The following is a 23,484-nucleotide window of genomic DNA, read 5'->3' as shown; positions in this document are numbered from 1 at the left end:
ACTAATTTAATTAATATTGTTTTTTCTTGGTTGTCTAACTTGTTGACCACTATATAAGGGTTGTTTTAATTGTTGAAATACGTTATTATTTAATTAATAGAATCGGAGATTAATATTATGAAAAATAAGGAAATGATTTATTTACCAATTAAAGATTTTGTTAGAGCAAATCTTGATTTTAATATTGCTTCAACAAGAAAAGATTCAGAACTTGACTTTAACTTCACAAGATGAAAAACAGTAATCTTTTCAAGTCAAAAACTTAAATTTATTTTAAAATATGCTCAGTCAGTTTTACAATATTTAAATAAAGTTGTTGACACTACAAATTTTAATGTAGCAATTGATATTACAACAGTTGATCGTTTTAATTTCTCAATCTATGAAGTAGATCGACACATTTTTAATTGTACTTTGTTTACAAACTTTTATTTAATTCAAGAGGGAGATTGGGCTGAAAAGATTTTTGAAATGCACTCATCAAAATTTGACTTAATTAGTGGAGAATTAGTCCATCATGACTTAACTACATTTTGAAGAGGTGAAACAGGCTTTGAAAAATTCATCAATATTCTTTATACAATTATTAAAGATACTCAAAGTTTTGAACGCGAATTTCCAATTCAATGACAAGTTGATTTTAAAGATAAAAAATTAGCCTCTTCTCAAATTAGAATGCAACTTGATTCTCTAACTAATACTGGAATTAGACCTGAAGATCCATATCTAACTATGGAACAAGCTTCAAAAATTGAGCAAGGAGCAAATCCAGACAAAATTGCCAAAGAAGCTAAAGAAGAAAGTTTAAGTAAAGAAGTTATTAATCCTATTTGAGATGAAGCAATCGAACAAGAGTATCAGTTTAGAGACATAAACTATGCCATGGCTAAATCAAGAGGGGTTGACCCAGTCAAGAAGCGTAAAAAAAGATAATAATCAAAAAGAATGCTAAAATCAAGTTTATTGGTAAATACCAAAAGTTGGTTAAGCATTTTTTTATTTTGCTTTTAGAACAGTAATTTAGTTAGATTACTACTCTATTAAAGTTTTGGTTGTTTTTTAATTCTTTTGGTTGATTTTGGTTGTTTTTTTAAATTAGTTGATATACAATATGTTTGAGGTGATAAAATGCTTAAAGAAGAACGTTGAAAAAATATCTTAGATTATGTTAATAAGAAGGGATATTGTACCAATGAAGAATTATCTAAGGTTCTGAGCATCCCATTTACCACCTTGCGAAGAGATTTAACAGATCTAAGTGAAATCAATAAACTTGAAAGAGTACATGGTGGGGCTAAATCTGTTAAAGAAAAATCAATTTTAGAAGAGATACTAGACTATAAGTTAACTACAAATGTTGCAGCCAAACAAAAAATTGCTCAAAAAGCAATTTTTTGTGTTAAAGAAAATGAAACAATTTTTTTGGATGCAGGATCAAATACTTATTTTTTAGCACAACTAATCACCCCAAACTTAAATGTTAGAGTTTACACAAACTCAATTATCAATGCTCAAGTGTTAGCAAATAATGGTGTTAAACATATTTATGTTTTACCAGGGAGATTAAAATTATCAACTCAAGCAATTTGTGGGGTTGAAACCTTAAATGCAATTTCAAATTACAACTTTGATGTAGCTTTTATTGGGGTCAATGCTGTTGATAATGAGTATAATTTTTACACTACCAATGATGATGAAGCAGAAATTAAGAAAAAAGCCATTCGTTGTTCACAATTGAGTTTTGGATTAGCAGATAAAAGTAAAATGGATTCAAAATCATTTATAAAATTTAGCAACAAAAAGGAACTAGCCTTAATTAGTGATGAGGAGTAAAACATGATTTATACAATTACATTAAATCCTGCAATTGATCACATTGTTTTAACAACAAAAAAAGTTCAACTAGGGGTTACAAATTATTATAATGATGAGTATAAAGTTGTTGGAGGAAAAGGTATTAATGCAGCCGTCATCTTAAACAATTTGGGTGCTCAGGTTCAAGCTGTTGGAATTATGGGTGAAAATAACAAAAAGATTTTTACAGATAAATTTCAAGAAATTAAATTATCAACAAATTTCATCTATAATCCAGGCAGTACACGAGTAAATTATAAAATTAAGCATTTAGCTTCACACCAAGAAACAGAATTAAATGGAATGGGTTTTACAGCAGAGCCAGAAATAGTACAAGAGTTTTTAAAAACTCTTGCAGCTAAGCTTATTCCTGGTGACATAGTTGTCACAACAGGAAGTGTTGCTGTGGGAATTGATTCAACAATTTATGAAGCAATTGGGAAAATTGTCAACGAGCAGCAAGCAACTTTGATTTGTGATGCTACTAATGACTTATTAAAAAATGCCTTAAAAGCACATCCTTTCTTAATAAAACCCAATCTTGAAGAAATTTGTTCAACATTAGGTGTGGAATTTAAACCAAATTTTGATTTTGCAGAAATAAAAAAACTAATCCAAAATTTAAAAGAGTTAGGGGCTCAAAACATTTTATTAAGCATGGGTTCAGAAGGAAGTATCTTCTTTGGACAAGATAACACTAACTTTAAAGTTGGTGTTGCTCAAGGTGAATTAGTTAACTCAGTTGGAGCCGGTGACAGTATGTTGGCGGGCTTTGTCTATGGAATTGATCAAAAATTTTCAATCAAAAAATCACTGCAGTATGCAGCCGCCAGTGGGGCTGCTACTGCATTCACTGAATGGTTAGCAGATAAAAATGCTATTACTAGTTTAGTGGACAAAATACAAGTAAATGAAATCTAGGAGGATTTGAACATGGAAATAAAAGACATGTTTTCAAAAAGTATTTCATTTTTTAGTCAAGATTTAAAAACTAAGGATGAAGTTATTGACTTTTTAAGTTCAAAATTAGTTGCAGAAGGTTTTGTAAAAGATGAAAAAGCTTTTAAAGCAGCAGTTTACAAACGTGAAGAACAAGGTTCAACTGGAATTGGTGAAGGTATTGCAATTCCACACGTTTTAAATCCAACAGTGAAACAATCAGCAATTGCTTTTGTTTCACTAAAAAATGAAGTTGAGTGACAAAGTCTCAATGAAAAACCAGTTTCTTTAGTTTTTTTGATTATAACAAATGGTAAAGATGGGAATGAACATTTAGATGCATTAGCAAATTTATCAAGTTATTTAATTAAAAGTGAAGTACAAGAAGGATTAAGAAACGCAAAATCAGTAGCAACTGTGCAAAAATTATTTAGTACACCAAAAGCTGTCAAAGCAGCTCCAAAATCAGGACATTATGATGTAATTGGTATTACAGCTTGTCCAACAGGAATTGCTCATACCTATTTAGCTGCTGAAAAAATTGAAGAATATGCTTCTCAACTAGGGTTAACAGCAAAAGTTGAAACCCAAGGTCGTCGTGGGGTTGATAATAAGTTAACTGCTGAAGATATTGCTAATGCAAAATACATTATTTTGGCTCATGACAAAGCTATTAATGGTATGGGAAGATTTAATGGTTTTGAAGTTATTGATACTTCTACTAAAGATGCTATATATAACGGAAAAGAATTAATTAATGACTATAAAAATCACAAAAATTTGAAAAAAATTGAAAATGTTAAAGATGACAATGAGGGTAGTGGTGAACTAACCCTAGGTCAATTTAAAAAAGTTAAAGATAACTTGCTAGCAGGGGTTTCAAGAATGTTACCATTTGTAGTAGCAGGAGGAATCATTTTAGGAATTGGTTTCTTACTAGATTACATCTACTTAACAGTAAATGGTTTTGTTGGTGTAGCTAGTCCAGCTAAATTAGCAGCACTTGTTGGTTCAGGTGTTGAAGACCCATCAATAACAGCAGCTTGGGATATCTTAGGATCAGGACAAACTTATGTTATAAATAATGTAACTTATTATTCATCTGGAAGTTTTGGAACAGTGTGAATTGTTGCTCACTTCTTTAGTGCCATAGGTAAAGTTGGAATGGAATTAATGATTCCAATTCTATCAGCATATGTATGTTATTCACTTGTAGGAGCACAAGGGTTGATGCCTGGTGCTGTTGCTGGATTACTTGCAAATGGAAATGGTATGGTTTATGGAACTGCTGGAAATTGGTCTGGTGCTTGAACAAGATTTTTACCTGAAAGTTTATCAGGATTATCAAGTGGATTTATTGGAGCTCTAGTTGGTGCTTACCTTGCAGGTTTAGCAGTTTTAGGACTAAGTAAATTAATGAAAAACTTTGGAAAAGGTTTACAAGGAGTTAGAGACATAGTCTTTATTCCAGTGTTATCACTACTAGCAATTGCAATTATTATGCTAGCAATAAACATTCCATTAGGTTATGTAATGTTTGGTTTACAAGAAGGTATTACTTACTTGGCAAGTAAAAACTTGATGTGATTAGTATGTATTATTATTGGAGCTATGATGTGTGTTGACATGGGTGGTCCAATCAACAAAATTGCTTACGTTTTAGGAGTACTTTCAGTTGGATTTGCACTTGTAAAAGATACAAATAGTGCAGCTTATGACCAACAAACAATGGTTATGACAGCAGCTATGACAGCTGGAATGATCCCACCATTGGGAATTGCAGTTTCAACTGTTTTATTCCCAAGACAATGAAGTGAAAAAAATAGAGATGCTGCTAAAGCAAACTGATTAATGGGAATGTGTTTCATTTCAGAAGGGGCAATTCCATTTATGATTGAAGATCCAAAAAGAATTATGGGATCTGCAGTTGCTGGAGGAGCAACTGCAGGGGCAATTGTGGGAATTTTAAAAATTGCTATTAATGCACCACATGGAGGAATCTTTGTTTCACCATTAACAAATTCTTTACTATTTGATTCTGCTAGTGCACAAAAAGCTATGGGAGTTGTTGGATTTATCTTAGCAGTAATTGCTGGAACATTTGTAATGGCCTTAATTTTAGGATTCTGAAGAATGGCTGATATTAAAAAAGGAAAATTAGCTTTATCTGGAACTAATGGAGTTAAAGAATCATTAGAAACTAAAATTGCTAAATTTGCAGATAATCCTGCAAAACAAGATGCTTTGAAAGCAAGACTTGAAAAATATAATGCTTATGAAGCAGATTTAGTAGTAAGACAAGCAGCTTACCAAGAACTTGTAGTTCAAAGAGAGTCACAAAAAGCTGCTAAAAAAGCTATGAAATAAATTAAATTAAAAGTTACTCTAATGAAAAACTCTGATTTTTAACAGAGTTTTTTTGTATTTTTTTCAGTTATGTTCTTGAATTACTTTTAAGAAGACAATTTATAACACTTAAAGTGTTATAAATTTCAATAAACACCAATAATAGTAAAAAAATTCTAAAAATTAAAGTATTTTTTGAAAAAAAATGTATTTTTTAGAAAAAGTGATATTATTTATTTAGGAGGTATAATTAATGAAAAAAAGTAAGAAAATTTTAGTAGTTTTCTTAACAATGATTGTATTAATTGCTACTGCCTTAACATTTTTAAATAATAGTCAAAAAAATGCAGCTTATGCAGCTTCAAAAATTAATCAAGCATATTTCAATTAGTTTTTAAAAAGGGTAGTTTACCCTTTTTAAAGTGAGGGGGAAAATAATGAAATTTAATATTTGTTACAAATATTCATTAAAAAGTATTTTTATAAAAAAGTCCTTTTTAATTGTTAATATCTGTTTTATCCTAGTTTTACTTGTTTTAAATTTAGCTTGGGGAATATCAAATGTGATGGTTGTTAAAAATGAAAACTCTGCTTGAATTTTAAACATTGTCAACTCAGTCTTTATTTTTTCATTTTGTGGAAGTTTAGCAACTTTACAACTTCATGAATTTTTAAATGTCCAAAAGCATAATGGGATTAGAACTATTGAAGCTAAAAATGGATTAAAGTCATGACAAATATTTTTTGCAAAACATTTAGCTGTCATTACAAGTAACCTTGTAAGCTGCTTTGTTTTTGCTACATTTGTGATAATCATCAGTGCCATAGTTAATTACAGTAATCCATATTATGTAAAGATGATTTCAATAAACTTATATGCAACAATATTGCTACTACTAGTATTCATAAGTTTTGTGTGTTTATTAACCTCAATAATCTTTTTTAAAATTAGTCTAATAATTTCAGGATCAATTATAGTCATTTTGTCATTTTATCCAATGTTTAGCAGTATTTTAATAAATTTAAATTATGAAGAAGTTCAAAATGACATGACTGGGAACCAATTTAGTTTTGGAAGTGAACTTTATTTTCACACTCTAGCAAAAGAAATAGATCAAGCAATGGGAAATAGTGAACTAATTAAGGAACTTCGAACTTATACAAACAACTGTTTGAGAAAATCTGTGATAAGAATTGAAAACTCTGAAACCCTAGATTCTGAGATAGAAGAAACTTACAATTCAATAAGAGAAAGATTAGATAATTCAATGATATCTTCAGGAAAACTTGTTGAAATTGTTGATGAACTTAATGAATTAAGTGAAAACTATTTAAAAGATGCAAAAAATCATAAATTTTTTGTTGAAGATTGTGAAGATAGAGAGTTTGAATTGTTTTTGAAATCAGCAGATATTGAAAAAACTAATTTAAATGTTCTAGAGGCAGACATAATAAATAAAGATGCAACATACTTGGTCAAAGAATTGAAAACCTATATAAATAATATAAATTCAAAAATTAAGTTTAATGAAAAATATAAAAAATATGCAAAAGAGGTTGAAAAAATAAATCAGTTAATCTTAGAATTTTATTTTAGATTCTATTATTTTTCTGGTCATAGTATGTGAATTACCAATTATTTAGCATTTCTTGATAATACACCTACATATGAAGGAAGGAGAAACTTTATTAAAGAAATTTTTCAAAAACAAAATATGTCAAGTGCTAGAATCATGTACCAGTCTGTTTTTTTTGAAATTATAAATTTTTCAAAAGAAATTGATGGTTGAAAGAAAAAATCAACAGTTCAATATCTAAATAAAGATTTATTGTATAACTACTACATCAATCCAGTTCTTTGATTTGAATATTTTAATTTATATACATTTGTGCCAATGAATTTCAAAATTGTTCAACCAATTTGAGAAAATTATGGTTTAAGTAAGAATTACTTTTTTAAAGGTATTTATATTGATCATAATATAAATATTGATCCGAATGGTCCACCAGAAAAATTAGTATATGTTGGACCAAATAAAGGACTATTAATTTTTACTCTAATTTCACTTAGTTTTGTTCTAACAGGATTAGCATTTTGTGTATATAAAATTAGATTTTTTAAATAGCTAAAAGAATTTAGTGTCTGTTTTTATAATTAATAACTAAATAATCTTAAAAATTTGAATATTAATTCAGATTTTTTAAATATTAATTGTATTTTCTTTTAATTTAACTAATAAAGTCATATAATAAAAATAACTTTAAAAGGGGGAAATGAAATGAAAAAAATTCAAGAAACTTGTCCTGAGTTGTTTGAAGCAATTTTTTCTCAAACAAAATCAACAAAATTTTGAATAATTACTTTTATTAAACAAATGCTAGGTTTAATAGTAGTCTTATTGCTTGCAGTTACAAGTATGACTGCAAATTATGTTGTCAAAGCAGCTTTGCCTCACAATAGTGCTTTAGTAACATGAACCACTTGGATAAGTTTAGCATTTACAATCTTAACATACCTTTACTTTCTATCATATATGTTAAAGCTAAATAACAGAGTTTGGTTCCAACAAAAAGTTTATAAAAATATTGATGAAGATGATTTAATTAATAACAAAAAAAATATTTTCAAGGAGCTTCTTTCAAAAGAGGAAGATAAAAAAATTGGACAACATTTCATTCAGTTAGAACTAATTTGATTATTAATTTATTTTATTACCTACTTGTTGTGAATTTTTTGAGCAGCAACTTACATTTCAAAATCTGCTGCAAGTTTAAATTTTAACCAAAACGTCATTAATATTTTCAACTTTTTAATTAATACAGTTGGTTTAGGATTTGTTTCAACAGGAGTTAGTCGAATCCATAGGGGTTACACTAGGGGTAAAAAATTTTATGGTGAATGACTTAGAAACTCTAAAATAGCTTATGATAATTTATTTCAAGATCTAGTAATTGTTAATGAAGTAAATTTTTACAATAAAAAATTTGATTGAAATTTTACAAATGAGTTTGTAGAATTTTATGGTAATGACACTGAATGCCAGGTTTGAAATATGTTTTTATTACAAAAATATCAAAGGGTTTGAAAAGAATATTGAACTTTTGTTAACTCACAAATTGGTGAAGAATTCCTGGCCAAAAAACAAAATTATCGAACAATTAGGGTTGTGAATTCATTTTTTGCAAACTTTTTAGCGATGGCTGCTCCTCAATAATGGGTTTAACTCATTATTTTTACTACTTTTAAAGCAAAAAACCCATTAAAATTGATATATTAAAAATCTTAAAATTAGTGTAAAATTAAAAAGTTAGAAAATAGGTGAATTAAATGATTCAAAAACCAAGAGGTACTGAAGACATATTTGAACAAAAAGCTAAAGAGTTTTTTAGTCTAGAAATGATAATTAGAAATTTAGTTGATTTATACAATTACAATGAAATTAAAACACCTATTTTTGAAGTTACAGAGCTTTTTAAACGTGGAGTTGGTACAGAAACTGATATTGTTTCTAAAGAAATGTTCTCATTTTTAGATCGTAAAAATAGGGAATTAACTTTAAGACCAGAAGGTACAGCACCAACTGTTCGAGCAGTTTTAGAAAACAAACTTTACATCAATGAGAAATTACCCTTAAAATTATTTTATTTTGGTAACATGTTTCGCTATGAAAGACCTCAGGCAGGACGTCAAAGACAGTTTAATCAATTTGGAATTGAGGTTTTTGGTCCAAAAACCTTTGAGATTGATAGTGAAATTATTTGTTTAGCAGTTTCAATTTTAAAAACAATTGGTTTAGAGCAACACCATGTGCACTTGAATTATTTAGTTAGTGGTGCTGCCCGAAAACAATACATCATTGATTTAAAAGCACAACTAAAATCTTTAACCTTATGTGCTGATTGTGTAAGCCGTTTAGAGACAAATCCATTACGTGTTTTAGATTGTAAAGTTGACAACCACCTGTTTGGAAATATTGTTGCTATGAGTGATTACTTGAATGAAGCAGATCAACAACACTATCAAAGCTTAAAAACATTACTAAGCAATATTGGTATAAAATTTGTGGAGGATAAATTGTTAGTTAGAGGTCTAGATTATTACACAGGTTTTGTTTTTGAAATTAAAGATTCAAATAATTCAACTCTTCTTGGAGGAGGAAGATATGATAATCTTGTTAAAGAATTAGGTGATGTTGATTTACCTGCTGCTGGATTTGCTTTTGGATTAGAAAGAATAATTTTAGCACTTGAATCTTTAAATATCAGCTTAGTTGAAGAAAATTATTTGGATGCATATATAATAGGTTTGACTCCAAAAGCTAAACACTTTGCCAATATTTTGTTATTAATGTTGCGTAGTAGTGATTTAAAAGTTGATTTTGATTTTATGGATCGCAGTTTAAAATCTGCTTTTAAACAATCAGAAAAATTTAATGCTAAAAATATTATCATCATTGGAGATAATGAGTTAAAAGAAAATGTTGTGGTAATTAAAAATCAAATTACTAACAAAGAGCAAAAAGTTAAAATTGAAAATATTGTAGAAACTTTAAGAAAGGGGTTTTAATATGAAACGTACTCACACTTGTGGTGAATTAAATTTAAAAAATGTTGGGACAAAAGTTATTTTACAAGGTTGAATTGCAAAAATTCGCAAAATGGGAGCCTTGACTTTTATTGATTTAAGGGATCGTTATGGAATTACTCAACTAGTAATTGGTGAAAAACTTAGTTCAAGTTTAGCAAGTTTAAAACCTGAATATGTTATTGAAGTTAGTGGACTTGTAATTGAAAGAAAATCAAAAAACCCTGACCTTGCAACTGGTGCAATTGAAATTGAAGTAAATGAAATTGTTATAATTAACAAGTCTGAATTGACTCCCTTTGAAATTAAAAATCAAATCGAGTCACAAGAAGATACTCGTTTAACTTATCGATATTTAGACTTAAGAAGACCAGAGATGCAAAATAATTTGTTGGTGCGTAGTCAAATGAATCATTCAATTCGAAATTATTTTATTGAAAATAATTTTATTGAAATTGAAACTCCAGTTTTTGGGAAATCAACTCCTGAAGGTGCTCGAGATTTTTTAGTGCCATCAAGATTAAACCAAGGTAAGTTTTATGCCTTACCACAATCTCCACAATTATATAAACAATTGTTTATGATCTCAGGATTTGATAGATACTTTCAAATTGTAAAATGTTTTCGAAATGAAGACTTAAGAATTGACCGTCAACCAGAATTTACTCAACTTGATATGGAAATGAGTTTTGCAAATAGTGAAGATGTTATGCAAACAATTGAAAGTCTAGTTAAAAAAGTTTTCTTAGACATTAAAAAAATTAAAATCAACGAACCAATCACCAGGTTGTCATGAGCTGATGCTTTTGATAAGTATGGCAATGATAAACCAGATCTGAGATTTGGTTATGAAATCAAAACTTTAAATGATTTATTTTTAAAAACAACAATACCATTGTTTGAAAATATTAATAATAAAGTAATTAGAGCAATTTGTGTTACTGGTTTATTAAATAAAAAAGATTTAGAAGCATTAACTGAAACTGCCAAACAAAATTCTGTTGAAATATTACCATTTGTTAAATTTAATAACAATGAATGAAGTGGGAGTTTAGCATCAAAACTATCTGACAGTGAAAAACAAAGTTTAATTGAAAAATATAATTTAAAAGAAGAGGCTACAATTTTATTTGCAGTTGATGATTATATAAAAGCATCAAAAGCCTTGGGAGCAGTTCGTAACCATATTGCAAAACTACAAGATCTTTTAGATCCAAATATTTTTAAATTTGCCTGAATTACAAATTTCCCTTTGTTTGAATTTTCAGAAGAAGAAAATCGTTATGTTGCAGCACATCATCCTTTTACAATGCCTAGTGATGAGTGTCTTGACAATTTTGATACTGATAAAGAAAATGCAACCGCCAAAGCTTATGACCTAGTTTTAAATGGTTTTGAAATTGGAGGAGGTAGTCAAAGAATTACAGATCCAAATATTCAACAAAGAATGTTTGACGCAATTGAATTAACAAAAGAACAAGTTGAACAGAACTTTGGTTGATTTGTTAATGCTTATCGTTATGGTGCACCTTACCATTCAGGTTGTGCTCTTGGTCTTGACAGAATCTGTATGTTATTAACTGGGAGTGAAAATATTCGAGAAGTCATTGCTTTTCCAAAAAACTCATCTGGAATTGATCCAATGACAAATGCTCCAGATGCAGTAACTCTAAGTCAACTTGAGGAATTAAATTTACAAATAAAAAAATAGATTAAAAAAATCTGGCTTCCAGATTTTTTTAATAGACAGAATTGATAAAAGTATTCATCACTTGAGAAAAGTCATTAATAAAGGCATAATATTCAATCATCGCAGCATTTAAACCAATGAAATCTTCTTCTGAAAGTTTCTTTTTTTTAAATAAAATGCTGACATACTTTAAAGTTAAACCAACAAAAACAAAAGTGTTTGTTAATGAACTATCAGTGCAAACAATGTTATTAAAACATAAGTCAATATACTTATCTTTTTTTAAAACTGTCTCAAGTTTTTTTCTAAAACTTTGTAAATACTTTTCAATAATTTCATTTGAAGTATCAATAATAAATAATTTTTTGTGACTGATGTTTTCATAATTAATTGATTGATAGTAGTTGCAAATAATTTCAATTGCCTTAATAATTCCTAAAGTAGCACAATAGTTATCAATTAACTTTTGAAATTTAGAAAGCATTTTAGTTGATGTTTTTATTAATGAGTACTTTTGATTAAGAAAACTTTTAAAATGATCCACTTGTTTAAATAAATTAGGGTATTCCTCATAATTTGTAAATGATTTAATCTCAAAGTTCTGAGAGTTTCCACTAAACTTAACAAGTCATTTATTTAATTTTGAAACTCTTTGCTTTAAAGATTTACTTCAAAAGGGATTCACATTCTTTAAATCTGTCAAGTTTACCAAAGAAGGTTCAAAAGGTTTAAATAAGTTTATCATAAAAAAGTTCAGCTCCTCAACTGTTTTTATTATATAGTATTTATAGATAAGGTGGTCAAAAATATGTTAGGCAAGTACAATTTCACAGCAGAGCACTTACCAAAAGTTTTAAAATACTTTGAAATAACAACCAGTTATGCATTTATTTGACTAGACTTAGTAAATGAAGCTTTTGCAAGCAACCAAATTGAATTTAATAAATTACAAAAGATTAAAGAAAAATTGTTTAATTTAGAATATTTAGATACCTTTCAAGAAGTTAGGGATGAATTTTACTTTGCTTATGAAGATGCATCATTTTTATTAGTTAAATTGATTAATGAGGGACAAGCTGTTAATGCTTATGATTTAACTAGCAAACTTTATTCTTTAAAAGAAACTTTTTTAATTACAGATAATTTAATCAGATTTTGTTATGATTTTATTAGTCAAAACCAAAAAGTACCTGATTATGATCAGGTTGTTGGTTTTATTTTCAAAAAACTTAAAATTTATTTAAAACAAATTTTGGACAATAAAATAGTTTTAAATGAAGTTTTTGATACAAAAATAATCAAAAGTTTTAGCACAAATTTAGCAAATGAAGATTTAGACACTTGAAGCAGAACCCTAGAAACTAGTATTGAAAAATTTGAAGCAAATTATATGGAAAATCATGATCTTTTTTTACAAACCAATGACATGACTTTAAACTATTGAAAAATTATGGGACTTTTAACTCAAATGCAAACACTTTGTGAAATTATTAATTTATTTAGACAATAAACTCAGTTTTATTGGCTTTTTTTAACTATGGTGAAAAAATAAATTACAAGTTTTATTAAACTTATAGTACCATTTAAAGCCAAATGATTCCAAATAATCACTCAACTAATATCAAATAAAATCAATCCATACCCCCAATGATGTTTATTTTTACTGCTATTTTTGGTATAATATAACTAATTTATTGAGGTGAACATCATGCAAGTAAGAAAAATTATTCTAAAAAATTTTATAAAACCAGGAGTGCAGACATACATTTTTGATAAATATCAAAAACTAGTTGCTGGTAAATTTTATGATATAAAACAACTACAAGTAATCAAAAATCTCTTAGCAGGTAAGTGGGATGAGGAAAGTCTAAGTTTTAACAAATATTATCCTAATTTTAGAAAAAAAATACCCAATATGGATCTCCAAATAGATGCACTTATTGGTTTCACTGATGAAGAGTTACTTGATTTTAATAAACTAATTTTACCAATTTGTGGTAAAATTCAAAAATCAAATAACTGATTTTATACAATTAAATGTGTTTATCCATTTTTATTCCCAATTGTCAAACTTACTCCTGCAGATCATAAATTGGACCAAAGTTTTATCATTGGGTCCCATTATGATAAATTTAATAAACCAAATGCTAGCAAAAGTGAACTTTTAACTGTAGTTGCTTTAAATGCAATTAACTTAATTCGTGAAAAATACTATGAGTATATTAACTATGAAGTTAAAGCAGAAGAATTAGCAGAGCACAAGCATTACCTTGAAATTCTACATTCAATTTTTACAAATCAAGATGATTTTATTGAAAAAGTAAAGCAAGTTTTTAACAACATTGATGATGGAGATGTCATTCGTTTTGGAGATGAAAAGGAGTTTTTCTTAAGGTCTAAACCAATGGTTGATTTCATTAATAAATATGAGCTCTTTAAAACTAATGCTTATATTGCAGAAAACTTTAAATCTCTACTAGCTGAAACATTATTTATTGATGTAGAGTGAGTTTTTGCCACAAAAACTGCAAGTAATGCTATTGAAATGAGAAAAGTAATTTGAGAAAACTATGGTTATCGTTGTATACCAACAAAAGACATCATGAAGCTGATGAAATTTAATTTCCAAACAGACAGGGTAATAAGCAAAGCAATTAAACAAATTGAATTTAAAGATTCTAAATCAAATCCAATTTTATGAACAAATCGTCATAGAAATATTAATTTTTTTGCAAAAGATTACACTAATCCAGGTTTACCAAAAGTAGATTTAAAAGTAGATCAAAATTTATATAATGTTAATAGAAGATCTGCAAGTATTGCACTTAAAAAAATGAGAAAAGATAGCAACAAATAAAGCTATCTTTTATTATGTTTTAATGGGGGAAATTCTTATATTTAATCATAAAAACCTATTAAAAGTGTAAATTTGTGTTGAATCAAAGTCTTTACAACTTTTATAGGTAACTTGACCAATTTATTTCATTCTATTTTGGTTGTTATTTAAATTTTTCTAAAAATTATGATAATATAAATATATGAAAGTAAAGGGAAAAATATAGTCTTAATTTATTAAAAAACTTTTTAAATGTAAGGTTTTTTAAATCGAAATTAATTTCAAAGGTATTATTTCAAAGAGAAGACTAGTTACACCCATCTAATTTCATAAAATTAAAGTTTTGAATACATAAAAAAACAGCTATTTTATGAATTTGATGGGTTATAGTTTGCCTCTAAAAAATACTGAACTAAAGTATTGAACTTTTGCTTTCTATCTAATATTTGATAAGGATTTTGAGAAGATGTGTTAATTTCAAGATTATTATAAAACTATCAAATAGAGATTAAGCTAATAAATTATATTTAAGAGAACAGAAATATTTAAACATTAAATTGTTTGAAGAAAATGAGTGATGTGCCACAGTTATTTTAAAAATAACTGTGACTTTAAAAAATTTAGTTTAACAAACGTTGGGAATAAAACATTATGTAGGAAAACAAATTTTGTACAGTTAATTTTGAAATTTTTATAAAATTTTAAAACAATAAGTTTAGTTAATTAATTATCTAATTTTAACTGACTTTTTATATAACTTTCCAAAATTGCACACTATGCTAGTATTTTATCCTGTTAGTTTAAATATTTTTTTGGTGTATGACCAAAAAAATATGAAAAAAAAGTAAATATTTTAATATTTTAAAATATAATGAAAAAAAAGGAGAATTGTATATGAAAAGTTTAAGTGTTGGGGAATCATTAATAGATATAATTATAAGGCCAGATAAAGACAAAATCTTTAACATAATTGGTGGGGCTGCACTAAATTATGCAACAATTTATGCACAATCTGATGATAACACTTCAACATTGCTTAGCAATGTTGGTAGTGATGAGCATGGTAAAAAAATCAAAAGTTTTTTACTAAAAAATAAGATTAATCTAATACCAATTACAGTTAATGACAACTTTACTATTAAAGCTATGGTACGTACTAAAAGTGATAAATCAGTTGAATTTAAATTTATCTACAAAAATTTAGATAACTTTAGTAAACTATCTCCAATAGACATAGATGAATATGATGTAATAAGCTTCACAAGTGCCTTCTACTTATGAGAGGAAAATTACTTTAGTAATGTTTATTTAAGTATTTTGAGATCTGCAGCTGCTAAGAAAAAAACAATTGTTTTTGATCCGAATTACCGTAAAGATATTTGAAAAAGTGATGCAAATTACTATCAAAGAGCTCAGGAATTTATTAAAAATGCCGACTTTTTAAAATTAAAGGACAGTGACATTGACTTACTTGAAAAAAGTGCCGACCTTTTGGGTGTTAAAGTTGATATTCGCAGTTCAATCAAAACAAAAGCAGTCTTGATAAATACCAAAGAGAATAAACAAATTGAAATTTATTGAAATAAAGATAAAATTAATTTTGAACATCAAATTATTAATGATATTGAAGATGCAACTGGAGCTGGTGACATTCTAGTAAGTTCATTTGTCAACAATATCTATGGAAAAGTAATTAACAAAAAAGCAATTATTGAAGCAATGAATCAAGCACTAATTACTGTTGAAAAAAGCCTAAAAAATAAAGGTGCTCTTGGTTTCTTAAAAGATTCATATTGAGAAGATGACAAAATTCAATTTTAAAGGAGTATTTATGGAAAAGAAAAACAATTATAAAGTTGTCTTGGAAACAATCAAACAATTTAATAACATAACTTTTAAAGAATTACAGGGACATGTTAACATTCCTGAATCTACTACACGTAGGATTCTAAACAACCTGGAAAAGGGTGGTAAAATAGTTAAAGAATTTGGTGCCTACCAAATTCTCTCAGCTCCACTTGTTAAGGAAATTCCCTATTTAGAAACAGCAAACATAAACATTGAACAAAAAAAAGAAATAGCAAGAAAAGCCTTTTACTGTATCAAACCAGGTGAGTCAATCTTTTTAGATGGCGGAACCACAATTGATTTTTTAGCAGATTTGCTAACGGTAGATTTGATGATAAATATTTTAACAAACTCAATTCCAATATTTATAAAATTATATGAAAAAGGATTTAGAGATATTGTTTTAGTTGGTGGAAACTACAATATTGCCAACCATTCATTGGTAGGGTACAGTGCTGTAGATTTCATAGAAAAATACAATTTTGATATTGCATTTTTAGAAGTATCATCAGTCGATCAAAGTTTTAATTGCTATACTACTCGCATGGATGATTTACAAATCAAGCGAAAAGTAATCGAAAGGTCAAAATTTGTTTTTGTCTTAGCTGACGAATCAAAATTCGACAAAAAGTCATTTATTAAATTTGCAACAAAAAATGAAGTAGTAATTATTTCTGAATAAGTGTGCTTAGGCACACTTTTTTATTTGCCTAATTTTATATAAAAAAATAAATTTTATTCAAATTTAACAAATATTTCTAAACAATTTTGAAATTTTTTCGATTTTTGTGATTAAATAATATTGAAATGGAGTCATTTCAATAGAAAGGAAAAAATAATGAATTTATTTAAACAAAAAAGCAAAAATAATGAAGCTTTTAAGATATTAAATAAGAATCTTGGTGGTTCAGAAAACATTATCAGCATTAATCACTGTGCAACCCGATTAAGAATTGTCTTAAAAGATCCACAATTAGTTAATCTAGAGGAAATTGAAAAACTTGAATTTCACAATGGAGTACTTTTAAAAGGTGATGTCATACAACTTTTAATACCAAAAGACATTGAAAGTTTTAACAAAGAATACTTAACCAGTTTAGGTATTTCAGTTAATAGAGTTGCCAACTTATTTGATGTTGAATTAAAACCCAAAAAAGGTGGTTTAAAAGCATTTATAAATGGAATTGGGGTTATTGTCACTCCAATAGTACCATTTTTGATTACTTTGGGAATTGTTGCCACAATTACCAATGTGATTAAATTAATTGATGAAAATAATCCAGTTTATGAGATGTTTGCAATCTTACAAAATGCATTAGTTTTAGGATTTTCAATCCTAATTCCATGATCAATTTTTAAAATGATGAATGGGAGACAAGCAATTGGAATTAGTCTTGGAATAGTTTTATGTGCAAAAGATTTAAGTAGCACTTTACTGTTTATGCAAAGTGGCAACGATTTATTTAAATGAACTGGAACAGACTTTTCATTTAGTAATTTAGTGAGTGGTTATCCTTGAAAAATTTCTTTTGAAGGGCAAATTCTGCCTCTTGTAGGAATTGGTTTTATGGGAGTTTACTTGGAAAGACTTGTCAATAAAATAAAATGAGGTGTCATTAAACAACTAATAGGAATTCCTGCAGTCACAATTATTACATTTTTTGTAGCACTACTAGTTATTGCTCCAATTGGGATGCTAATTACTTATGGAATGAATATTGGAGTTTTGTGAGCTACAACTCACCAAGTGGCAAAATATGTTTTTAACCCAATCTTTGGCTTAATACTACCATGAACTGTGGTGACTGGTTTTATTCAAATCTTTGTAGTTATTAACTTACAACAATTTGCTGCCTACAATGCTACCACAATGATGGCTTTGTTTACACAATTAAATATTGCAGTAGCTACAAGTACTTTAGCAGTTGCTTTAATTCACAGTAAAAATAAAGAGTTACAAAAAACTGCCACTCCTTCATACTTAATTGCCTTTGCAAGTGGTTCAACTGAACCTGCCTTATTTGGATTTTCTCTACGCTTCTTGTATCCAGTTATTGCTGCAAGTATTGGTTCTGCAGTGGGAGCAGTTATTACCACTTCAACAGGAGTGTTAGCGATTTTAGGAACTTCATCACTATTAATTTTTCTATCAGTGATCCCCCAAGCAAATGTCCCAGATTATGCTAACTTTGGGATAACAACTTTAAGTGGGGGTGGCTTCTTGTGAATGGCTGTGGCTTTGGTGGCAACAATTGGAACAACCTTTTTAGCCACAATGTTATTGTCAAGAGTCAACTATTTTAAAAGTTTATCAAAATCAATTCTTGAAAAAGACTTTAGTCCAATTTTAAAAACTGACTAATTAAAAAGAGGAGAGAAAAATATGAAATTAAAACCCGAATTAATTTGAATAAAAAGCAATCAACATAAACAAAAAGATATTGATGCATATAATAATTTAGTAGCAAGTGATAAATATTATCGACCAGTATTTCACTTAGCACCTCCAAATGGATTGATGAATGATCCCAATGGATTATTATTTAAAGATGGAGTTCACCACATTCACTACCAATGAAGTCCCTTACAACCATATCATGGTTTTAAACACTGACTCTATGTAACAACTTCAGACTTTGTAAATTATCACGATCATGGAGAATCAATTATTCCCGATCATCCCAAAGAAGCAGGAGGTGCTTTTTCAGGAAGTGCCTATGACTTTGGTGATAAAGTAAAAATTTATTATACAGGAAATAATGAAGATGGTAATGGAAATGTTATTGAAGAAGTTCAAATTGCTGCTGACTTTGTCAATGGGAAAATCATCAACAAAGAAGTGGTTGTAGAAAATGACTTTGAAAGATTCACAGCTCATGTTCGTGACCCAAAAATCTTTGAATACCAAGGTAAAAAGTATTTAGTTTTTGGAGCTCAATGTCGTGATACCAAAAAAGGTGGTTTAGTATTTTATGAAATGCAAACACCAGAAAAATTCACTTACTTTAAAACATTAACTTCTAGTCTTAATGTGGACTATGGTCATATGTGAGAATGTCCCAACCTAGATCCTCTTGAAGATAAAATTTTATTTATGATTTCTTCAGAAGGATGATTTAAAAATGATGACAAATATGAATTAAACAGTACTAGAAATGTTGTTTATACTGCAATTAAGGAATTTGATTTTGAAAACAACAAGTTAAAGGAAGAGTTTGAAATGGTCACAATGGATTATGGGTATGATTTTTATGCACCCCAAACTTATTGAGTAGATAAAAAATTAGTGTTGCTAGCATGATTTGGAAATGTTGATGTTCAATATCCAACTGACCAATTTGCTTGACATTCAATTATGACCATACCAAGAGAATTGAGCTGAAACAAAAATGTTTTAGTACAAAAACCTCTAGCTGAGTATTGTAAAAACATTTTAACTAATAAAACTAAAAAAACAGTTACAGAAATTAAAGACAAACAAGTTATGCATTTAAAATTTGAACTAGTTGGAGATTTAGAGATAAAAATTTCAAATGATAAAAATGAATTTATGAATATAAAATTTGACAGTAAAGAAATTTCAATGGACAGAACTCACCAATCTGAACCTGTTGACTCAACTTGTGAAGCACCAAGATATGCCATTAGAAAAATTGACAAACAATTTGTTGAAATGTTTATTGACAGATCTTCAATTGAAATGTTTGCAGATGATTATCAAACCATCTTCACATCAAGATTCTTCATTAGAGATTGAAATAAAATTGAATTCTCAAAAGAAATTAATGTTGAAATTTCAGATGTAAACCGTTAAAATTTAAAAAATAGGAGAATTAATATGAAAAAAACTTTATGCATTGGTGAAGCCTTAATTGATGTAATCAAGCAAGGTGATGCTGTTATTGAAGAAAATGTTGGGGGAGCTCCACTTAATGTAGCTTGTTCAATTGGACATTTAAAAGGGAGTGCTTCATTTTATGGAGCAATAGGTAAGGATGATAATGGTCAAAAAATTATTAATCTTTTAAAAAAGCATAATGTTGGTTATGACAAAATGCAAGTTCTTGAGAATAACAAAACAACATTAGCATTTGTAACAATCTGAGGAGAAGGTGAAAGAAACTTTGAGTTTGCTCTTGATGCAGATCAAAAAATAAGTTTTGCTGCAATCAAAGATTCTATCAATGATTTTGATATCTTTCATTTTGGTAGTGCCACATCACTTTTAGCAGCAGAACCATGTGAAAATTATAATCAAATTCTTGAAGCTACTATTGCTGCAAAAAAATTTATTTGCTTTGATCCAAACTGAAGAAACTTATTATGAAAAAATGATGTTAAACAATTTTGTGAAAAAGTAAAACCATTTTTAAAAAGTGCCAATCTAATTAAAATGAATGAAGAAGAACTTATGATAGTTTCAGAAGTCAAAGATTATCAAAGCAGTTTAAAAAAAATGATTGAACTTTATCCACAAGCAACTTTCTTAATTACTTTAGGTAGCCTTGGAAGTGTTGTTGCAAATAAAAATATTTTACAACATTTTGAAATTAAAAAATCTCAAAATCCTGTTGACTCAACTGGAGCTGGTGATGCTTTCATTGCTTACATTATTAATGAGATTGCAAAATTTGAAAATCCAAATGATTGGACTAGTGAATTAAGTAGAATTATTAATGGAGCAAACGAATTTGCTAAAAAAAGTATTGAGTATAAGGGAGCATTAACTTTCTTAGACAATTAAGATCACATCAATTAAAAATAATTAGAAAAAATGCTTCTAAAATATTTGGAAGCATTTTTAGTTTTAAAATTTTTAACTTGAGATGTCATATAATTTTTTAAATAAACCTGGTTTACTAATTAAGTCATCAAAGGTTCCAATCTGAACAATTCCCATTCTTGGTTCAAGTACAAAAATTTTATCAAAACTTTTTATTGTACTTAAACGATGAGCAATTGCAATTGTGGTTCTACCAACCATAAGTTTTTCAAGTTCTGCTTGAATTTCCGCTTCCACAATATTGTCAAGAGCACTAGTAGCTTCATCTAAAATTAAAATCTCAGGGTCTTTTAAAATCAAACGAGCAATAACTAATCTTTGTTTTTGTCCACCTGACAATTGACTTCCACACTCAAATAAAATTGTGTCATAACCATCAGATCAACTCATAATTAAGTCATGCAATTTTGCCTTTTTTGCAGCAATTACTATGTCTTCATTTGAAACATTGTCAAGTCCATAAGCAATGTTTGCATAAATTGTTCCACTTAATATTTGTGGTTCTTGATCAACATAACCAATCTTGTCCAATCATGACTTTAGATTTAGGTCTTGTAAATTATATTTTTGATTAATTTTTATAAGTCCACTTGATGGATCATAAAATCTTAAAATCAATTTAGCAATTGTTGATTTTCCACTTCCAGTTGGTCCTACAAAAGCATATTTATAATTTTTTTTGAGTTCAATGTCTAAATTTTTTAAAATGATTTCATCACTACTTGGATATTTAAATTCAACATTTTCAAAACAGATTTCTGTTAATGGCTCAGAAATAATTTGGGTTTTGTGTTTATCAATGCAAATAGTTGAATCTAAAATTCTTACAACAGATGCTGCAGCAACATGTGCTGCTGGTTCATCAGCAATTACTTGTCGCAATTGCAAAATTGGAAGAGTCATTACAATAACTCCAGCAGTAAAAGCAGTCATTACACTAACAAGTGCTTGAGTTTGTTCATAATATAAAAAGACACCAAAGATAATACTAGCCATTGAGAAACTTCCAATGCCTCCAACAATTAAAGCATTGGGAATCTCAGCTAAAAATAATTTACCTTTATTTTTTTTATCAACAAAATTTATTGACTCTTGAAATTCTGTTTTCTCTTTATTAAAGGTTCCACTTGATTTAATCAAACGAATGCTATAAACTTTTTCAGTTAAATTATTATCTAATTTCTGACTTGCTTGGTGAATTTTTTTAGTGCTACTATTGGTTATCAAAATAAAGATAAAAACTAAGATTAAAAAGATTGCTAATAATCCAAAAACACTCGAAGCTAGTTTTCAATTAATTTTAAACATCATAATTGATGAAATCAAAATTGTGACACTAGATAGGGTGTAGTTGGCTGGTGCTTCTTTAATGTGTTTTGCTAGAATACTACTTTCTTTAACCAAGGTACCAATTAGTTCACCAGTTTTATTTTGACTAAAATAATCTAAATCTTGATCAATTAACTTGTCAATTAAAGCTTTTCTAATTTTTGCCTCATAGCTTCCAGCAATGTAGCCACTAATGATGTAAACTATGTAAACCACTAAAATAACCAAAGCAATATCCACAATCATAATTTCAACAAGGTTATAAAGATTTAAGTTTAAACCCCAAAGAACTAAGTAAACTGTGTGATTTGTATAATTAACATTGCTATAAAAAAATGTTTCGATTACATCTTGTAAAAAAGCTTCACGGTCTTTAATAGTGTTATTGAGATTTTCTAAAATTATTTTTTGCAAATTTGGATCAGTTACTCAACGACTAAAAAAACCATTGGCTTTTTCCACATTATTTGCAGCATCAATAACACTTTTTGATACTAATAGAGCAGTAATGTATTCAATAATTTTTATATTTGTAATTAATAATAATGACATAAAAATTGTCAAGGTCAACATTAAACTTGCCAAAAACCATCTATCTTTTAAAGACTGTCAGATTTGTTTGTACAAATTATTCTTAAGAATGAAGACCTGCTTTTTCTGATTTTTCATTTCTAGTCTCCTTAATTTAGTGTTATAATACTTAGGCAAGTGCCTAATATTTGATTGATATTTTGTAAGGTTTGTAATAATGTTGTTTTATATGAAACAATATTATTTTATCATAATGAGGAATTAGAAATGCCAAAAAAATACAATATTGATGATTTAAATATTCATGTTAAACTTTATTTATTAGTAAACTTCTTAATGAGGGAATTTCGTCAAAGGTTCACTAAGGCATTCCCAAAACTTTATGCTGATGCCTTTGTTCATTTAATGTTTATAAAACATGCTGTTGGCATTAGCCAATTTGAACTTGGAGAATTAAGCAATACTAATAAATCAACTTTATCAAGAAATATAAAAATTTTGTTAGATAATGAACTAGTGATTAAAAAACAGCAGCCCGAGCTAATGAAAATGAACTATATTTATCTAAAAAAGGTGAGTTAGTTGCTGGTGAGATTGAAACTTGAATTGAAGAAGCAAGAATTGAAACTAATTTACAATTAGAAAATAATGACCGTATCACTCAGGTTGTTTCGAGTTTTGTTAACAAATTTTTAAAATGAGAGCAATAGTTAATCCAAAATCAATTATGTGGAGGTAAAGAA

The 23,484-nt window shown here is 28.1% G+C and carries 19 protein-coding genes; 17 read left to right on the top strand and 2 right to left on the bottom strand.

Annotated elements, in window-relative coordinates:
- Window positions 1-117 precede the first annotated feature (117 nt).
- The 9 genes from SCLAR_RS03670 to aspS all read left to right on the top strand — a co-directional run bounded on the left by SCLAR_RS03670 (window position 118) and on the right by aspS (window position 11,435).
- On the top strand, window positions 118-933 hold the full coding sequence (locus SCLAR_RS03670) for a hypothetical protein (protein ID WP_100254583.1): 816 nt from the start codon (window positions 118-120) through the stop codon (window positions 931-933).
- 195 nt (window positions 934-1,128) lie between these two features.
- Window positions 1,129-1,833, top strand: coding sequence for a DeoR/GlpR family DNA-binding transcription regulator (locus tag SCLAR_RS03665; RefSeq protein WP_100254582.1), 705 nt, complete (start codon window positions 1,129-1,131; stop codon window positions 1,831-1,833).
- Window positions 1,834-1,836: 3 nt separating this feature from the next.
- Window positions 1,837-2,775 (top strand): 1-phosphofructokinase family hexose kinase, encoded by a 939-nt coding sequence (locus SCLAR_RS03660; protein WP_100254581.1) that lies wholly within the window; start codon window positions 1,837-1,839, stop codon window positions 2,773-2,775.
- A gap of 12 nt (window positions 2,776-2,787) precedes the next feature.
- Window positions 2,788-5,160: a PTS fructose transporter subunit IIABC gene (locus tag SCLAR_RS03655; protein ID WP_100254580.1), complete on the top strand. Its 2,373-nt coding sequence runs from the start codon at window positions 2,788-2,790 to the stop codon at window positions 5,158-5,160.
- A gap of 232 nt (window positions 5,161-5,392) precedes the next feature.
- Window positions 5,393-5,530, top strand: a complete 138-nt coding sequence (locus tag SCLAR_RS07050) for a hypothetical protein (RefSeq protein WP_157795138.1) — start codon at window positions 5,393-5,395, stop codon at window positions 5,528-5,530.
- 46 nt (window positions 5,531-5,576) lie between these two features.
- Entirely contained in the window at window positions 5,577-7,265 is a 1,689-nt protein-coding gene (locus SCLAR_RS03650; RefSeq protein ID WP_100254579.1) for a hypothetical protein, read from the top strand.
- Window positions 7,266-7,418: 153 nt separating this feature from the next.
- Window positions 7,419-8,354, top strand: a complete 936-nt coding sequence (locus SCLAR_RS03645) for a hypothetical protein (protein WP_100254578.1) — start codon at window positions 7,419-7,421, stop codon at window positions 8,352-8,354.
- Between the two features lie 113 nt (window positions 8,355-8,467).
- Window positions 8,468-9,706 (top strand): histidine--tRNA ligase, encoded by a 1,239-nt coding sequence (gene hisS / locus SCLAR_RS03640; protein ID WP_100254577.1) that lies wholly within the window; start codon window positions 8,468-8,470, stop codon window positions 9,704-9,706.
- A gap of 1 nt (window position 9,707) precedes the next feature.
- Window positions 9,708-11,435: an aspartate--tRNA ligase gene (gene aspS, locus SCLAR_RS03635; RefSeq protein ID WP_100254576.1), complete on the top strand. Its 1,728-nt coding sequence runs from the start codon at window positions 9,708-9,710 to the stop codon at window positions 11,433-11,435.
- Window positions 11,436-11,463: 28 nt separating this feature from the next.
- Here the strand turns inward: aspS and SCLAR_RS03630 are convergent, their stop codons facing one another.
- Window positions 11,464-12,159, bottom strand: a complete 696-nt coding sequence (locus SCLAR_RS03630; RefSeq protein ID WP_100254575.1) for a hypothetical protein — start codon at window positions 12,157-12,159, stop codon at window positions 11,464-11,466.
- Window positions 12,160-12,222: 63 nt separating this feature from the next.
- Between SCLAR_RS03630 and SCLAR_RS03625 the strand changes: the two genes are divergently transcribed.
- The 7 genes from SCLAR_RS03625 (at window position 12,223) to SCLAR_RS03595 (ending at window position 20,842) form a co-directional block, all read left to right on the top strand.
- A complete protein-coding gene (locus SCLAR_RS03625; protein WP_100254574.1) occupies window positions 12,223-12,924 on the top strand; it encodes a hypothetical protein in 702 nt (233 codons plus the stop codon).
- A 198-nt stretch (window positions 12,925-13,122) separates the two neighbouring features.
- Window positions 13,123-14,271: a hypothetical protein gene (locus tag SCLAR_RS03620; protein ID WP_100254573.1), complete on the top strand. Its 1,149-nt coding sequence runs from the start codon at window positions 13,123-13,125 to the stop codon at window positions 14,269-14,271.
- 873 nt (window positions 14,272-15,144) lie between these two features.
- The gene (locus SCLAR_RS03615) at window positions 15,145-16,071 is read left to right on the top strand and encodes a PfkB family carbohydrate kinase (RefSeq protein WP_100254572.1); all 927 of its coding nucleotides are present in this window, start codon (window positions 15,145-15,147) and stop codon (window positions 16,069-16,071) included.
- A gap of 10 nt (window positions 16,072-16,081) precedes the next feature.
- Window positions 16,082-16,780 carry a DeoR/GlpR family DNA-binding transcription regulator gene (locus SCLAR_RS03610; protein ID WP_169921844.1) on the top strand — a complete coding sequence of 233 codons (699 nt, stop codon included), beginning with the start codon at window positions 16,082-16,084 and terminating at the stop codon, window positions 16,778-16,780.
- A 156-nt stretch (window positions 16,781-16,936) separates the two neighbouring features.
- Entirely contained in the window at window positions 16,937-18,460 is a 1,524-nt protein-coding gene (locus SCLAR_RS03605) for a PTS transporter subunit EIIB (RefSeq protein WP_100254570.1), read from the top strand.
- A gap of 21 nt (window positions 18,461-18,481) precedes the next feature.
- Window positions 18,482-19,912: a glycoside hydrolase family 32 protein gene (locus SCLAR_RS03600; protein WP_100254569.1), complete on the top strand. Its 1,431-nt coding sequence runs from the start codon at window positions 18,482-18,484 to the stop codon at window positions 19,910-19,912.
- A 24-nt stretch (window positions 19,913-19,936) separates the two neighbouring features.
- Window positions 19,937-20,842 (top strand): carbohydrate kinase family protein, encoded by a 906-nt coding sequence (locus tag SCLAR_RS03595; protein WP_100254568.1) that lies wholly within the window; start codon window positions 19,937-19,939, stop codon window positions 20,840-20,842.
- A gap of 72 nt (window positions 20,843-20,914) precedes the next feature.
- Here the strand turns inward: SCLAR_RS03595 and SCLAR_RS07225 are convergent, their stop codons facing one another.
- On the bottom strand, window positions 20,915-22,879 hold the full coding sequence (locus tag SCLAR_RS07225; protein WP_100254567.1) for an ABC transporter ATP-binding protein: 1,965 nt from the start codon (window positions 22,877-22,879) through the stop codon (window positions 20,915-20,917).
- Between the two features lie 129 nt (window positions 22,880-23,008).
- Here SCLAR_RS07225 and SCLAR_RS03585 point away from each other — a divergent pair, with 129 nt between their 5' ends.
- A complete protein-coding gene (locus tag SCLAR_RS03585) occupies window positions 23,009-23,323 on the top strand; it encodes a MarR family transcriptional regulator (RefSeq protein WP_100254566.1) in 315 nt (104 codons plus the stop codon).
- Window positions 23,324-23,484 lie beyond the last annotated feature (161 nt).

The organism is Spiroplasma clarkii (assembly GCF_002795265.1).
Classification (GTDB): domain Bacteria; phylum Bacillota_I; class Bacilli_A; order Mycoplasmatales; family Mycoplasmataceae; genus Spiroplasma_A; species Spiroplasma_A clarkii.
This window is presented reverse-complemented; position numbering and strand designations above follow the sequence as displayed.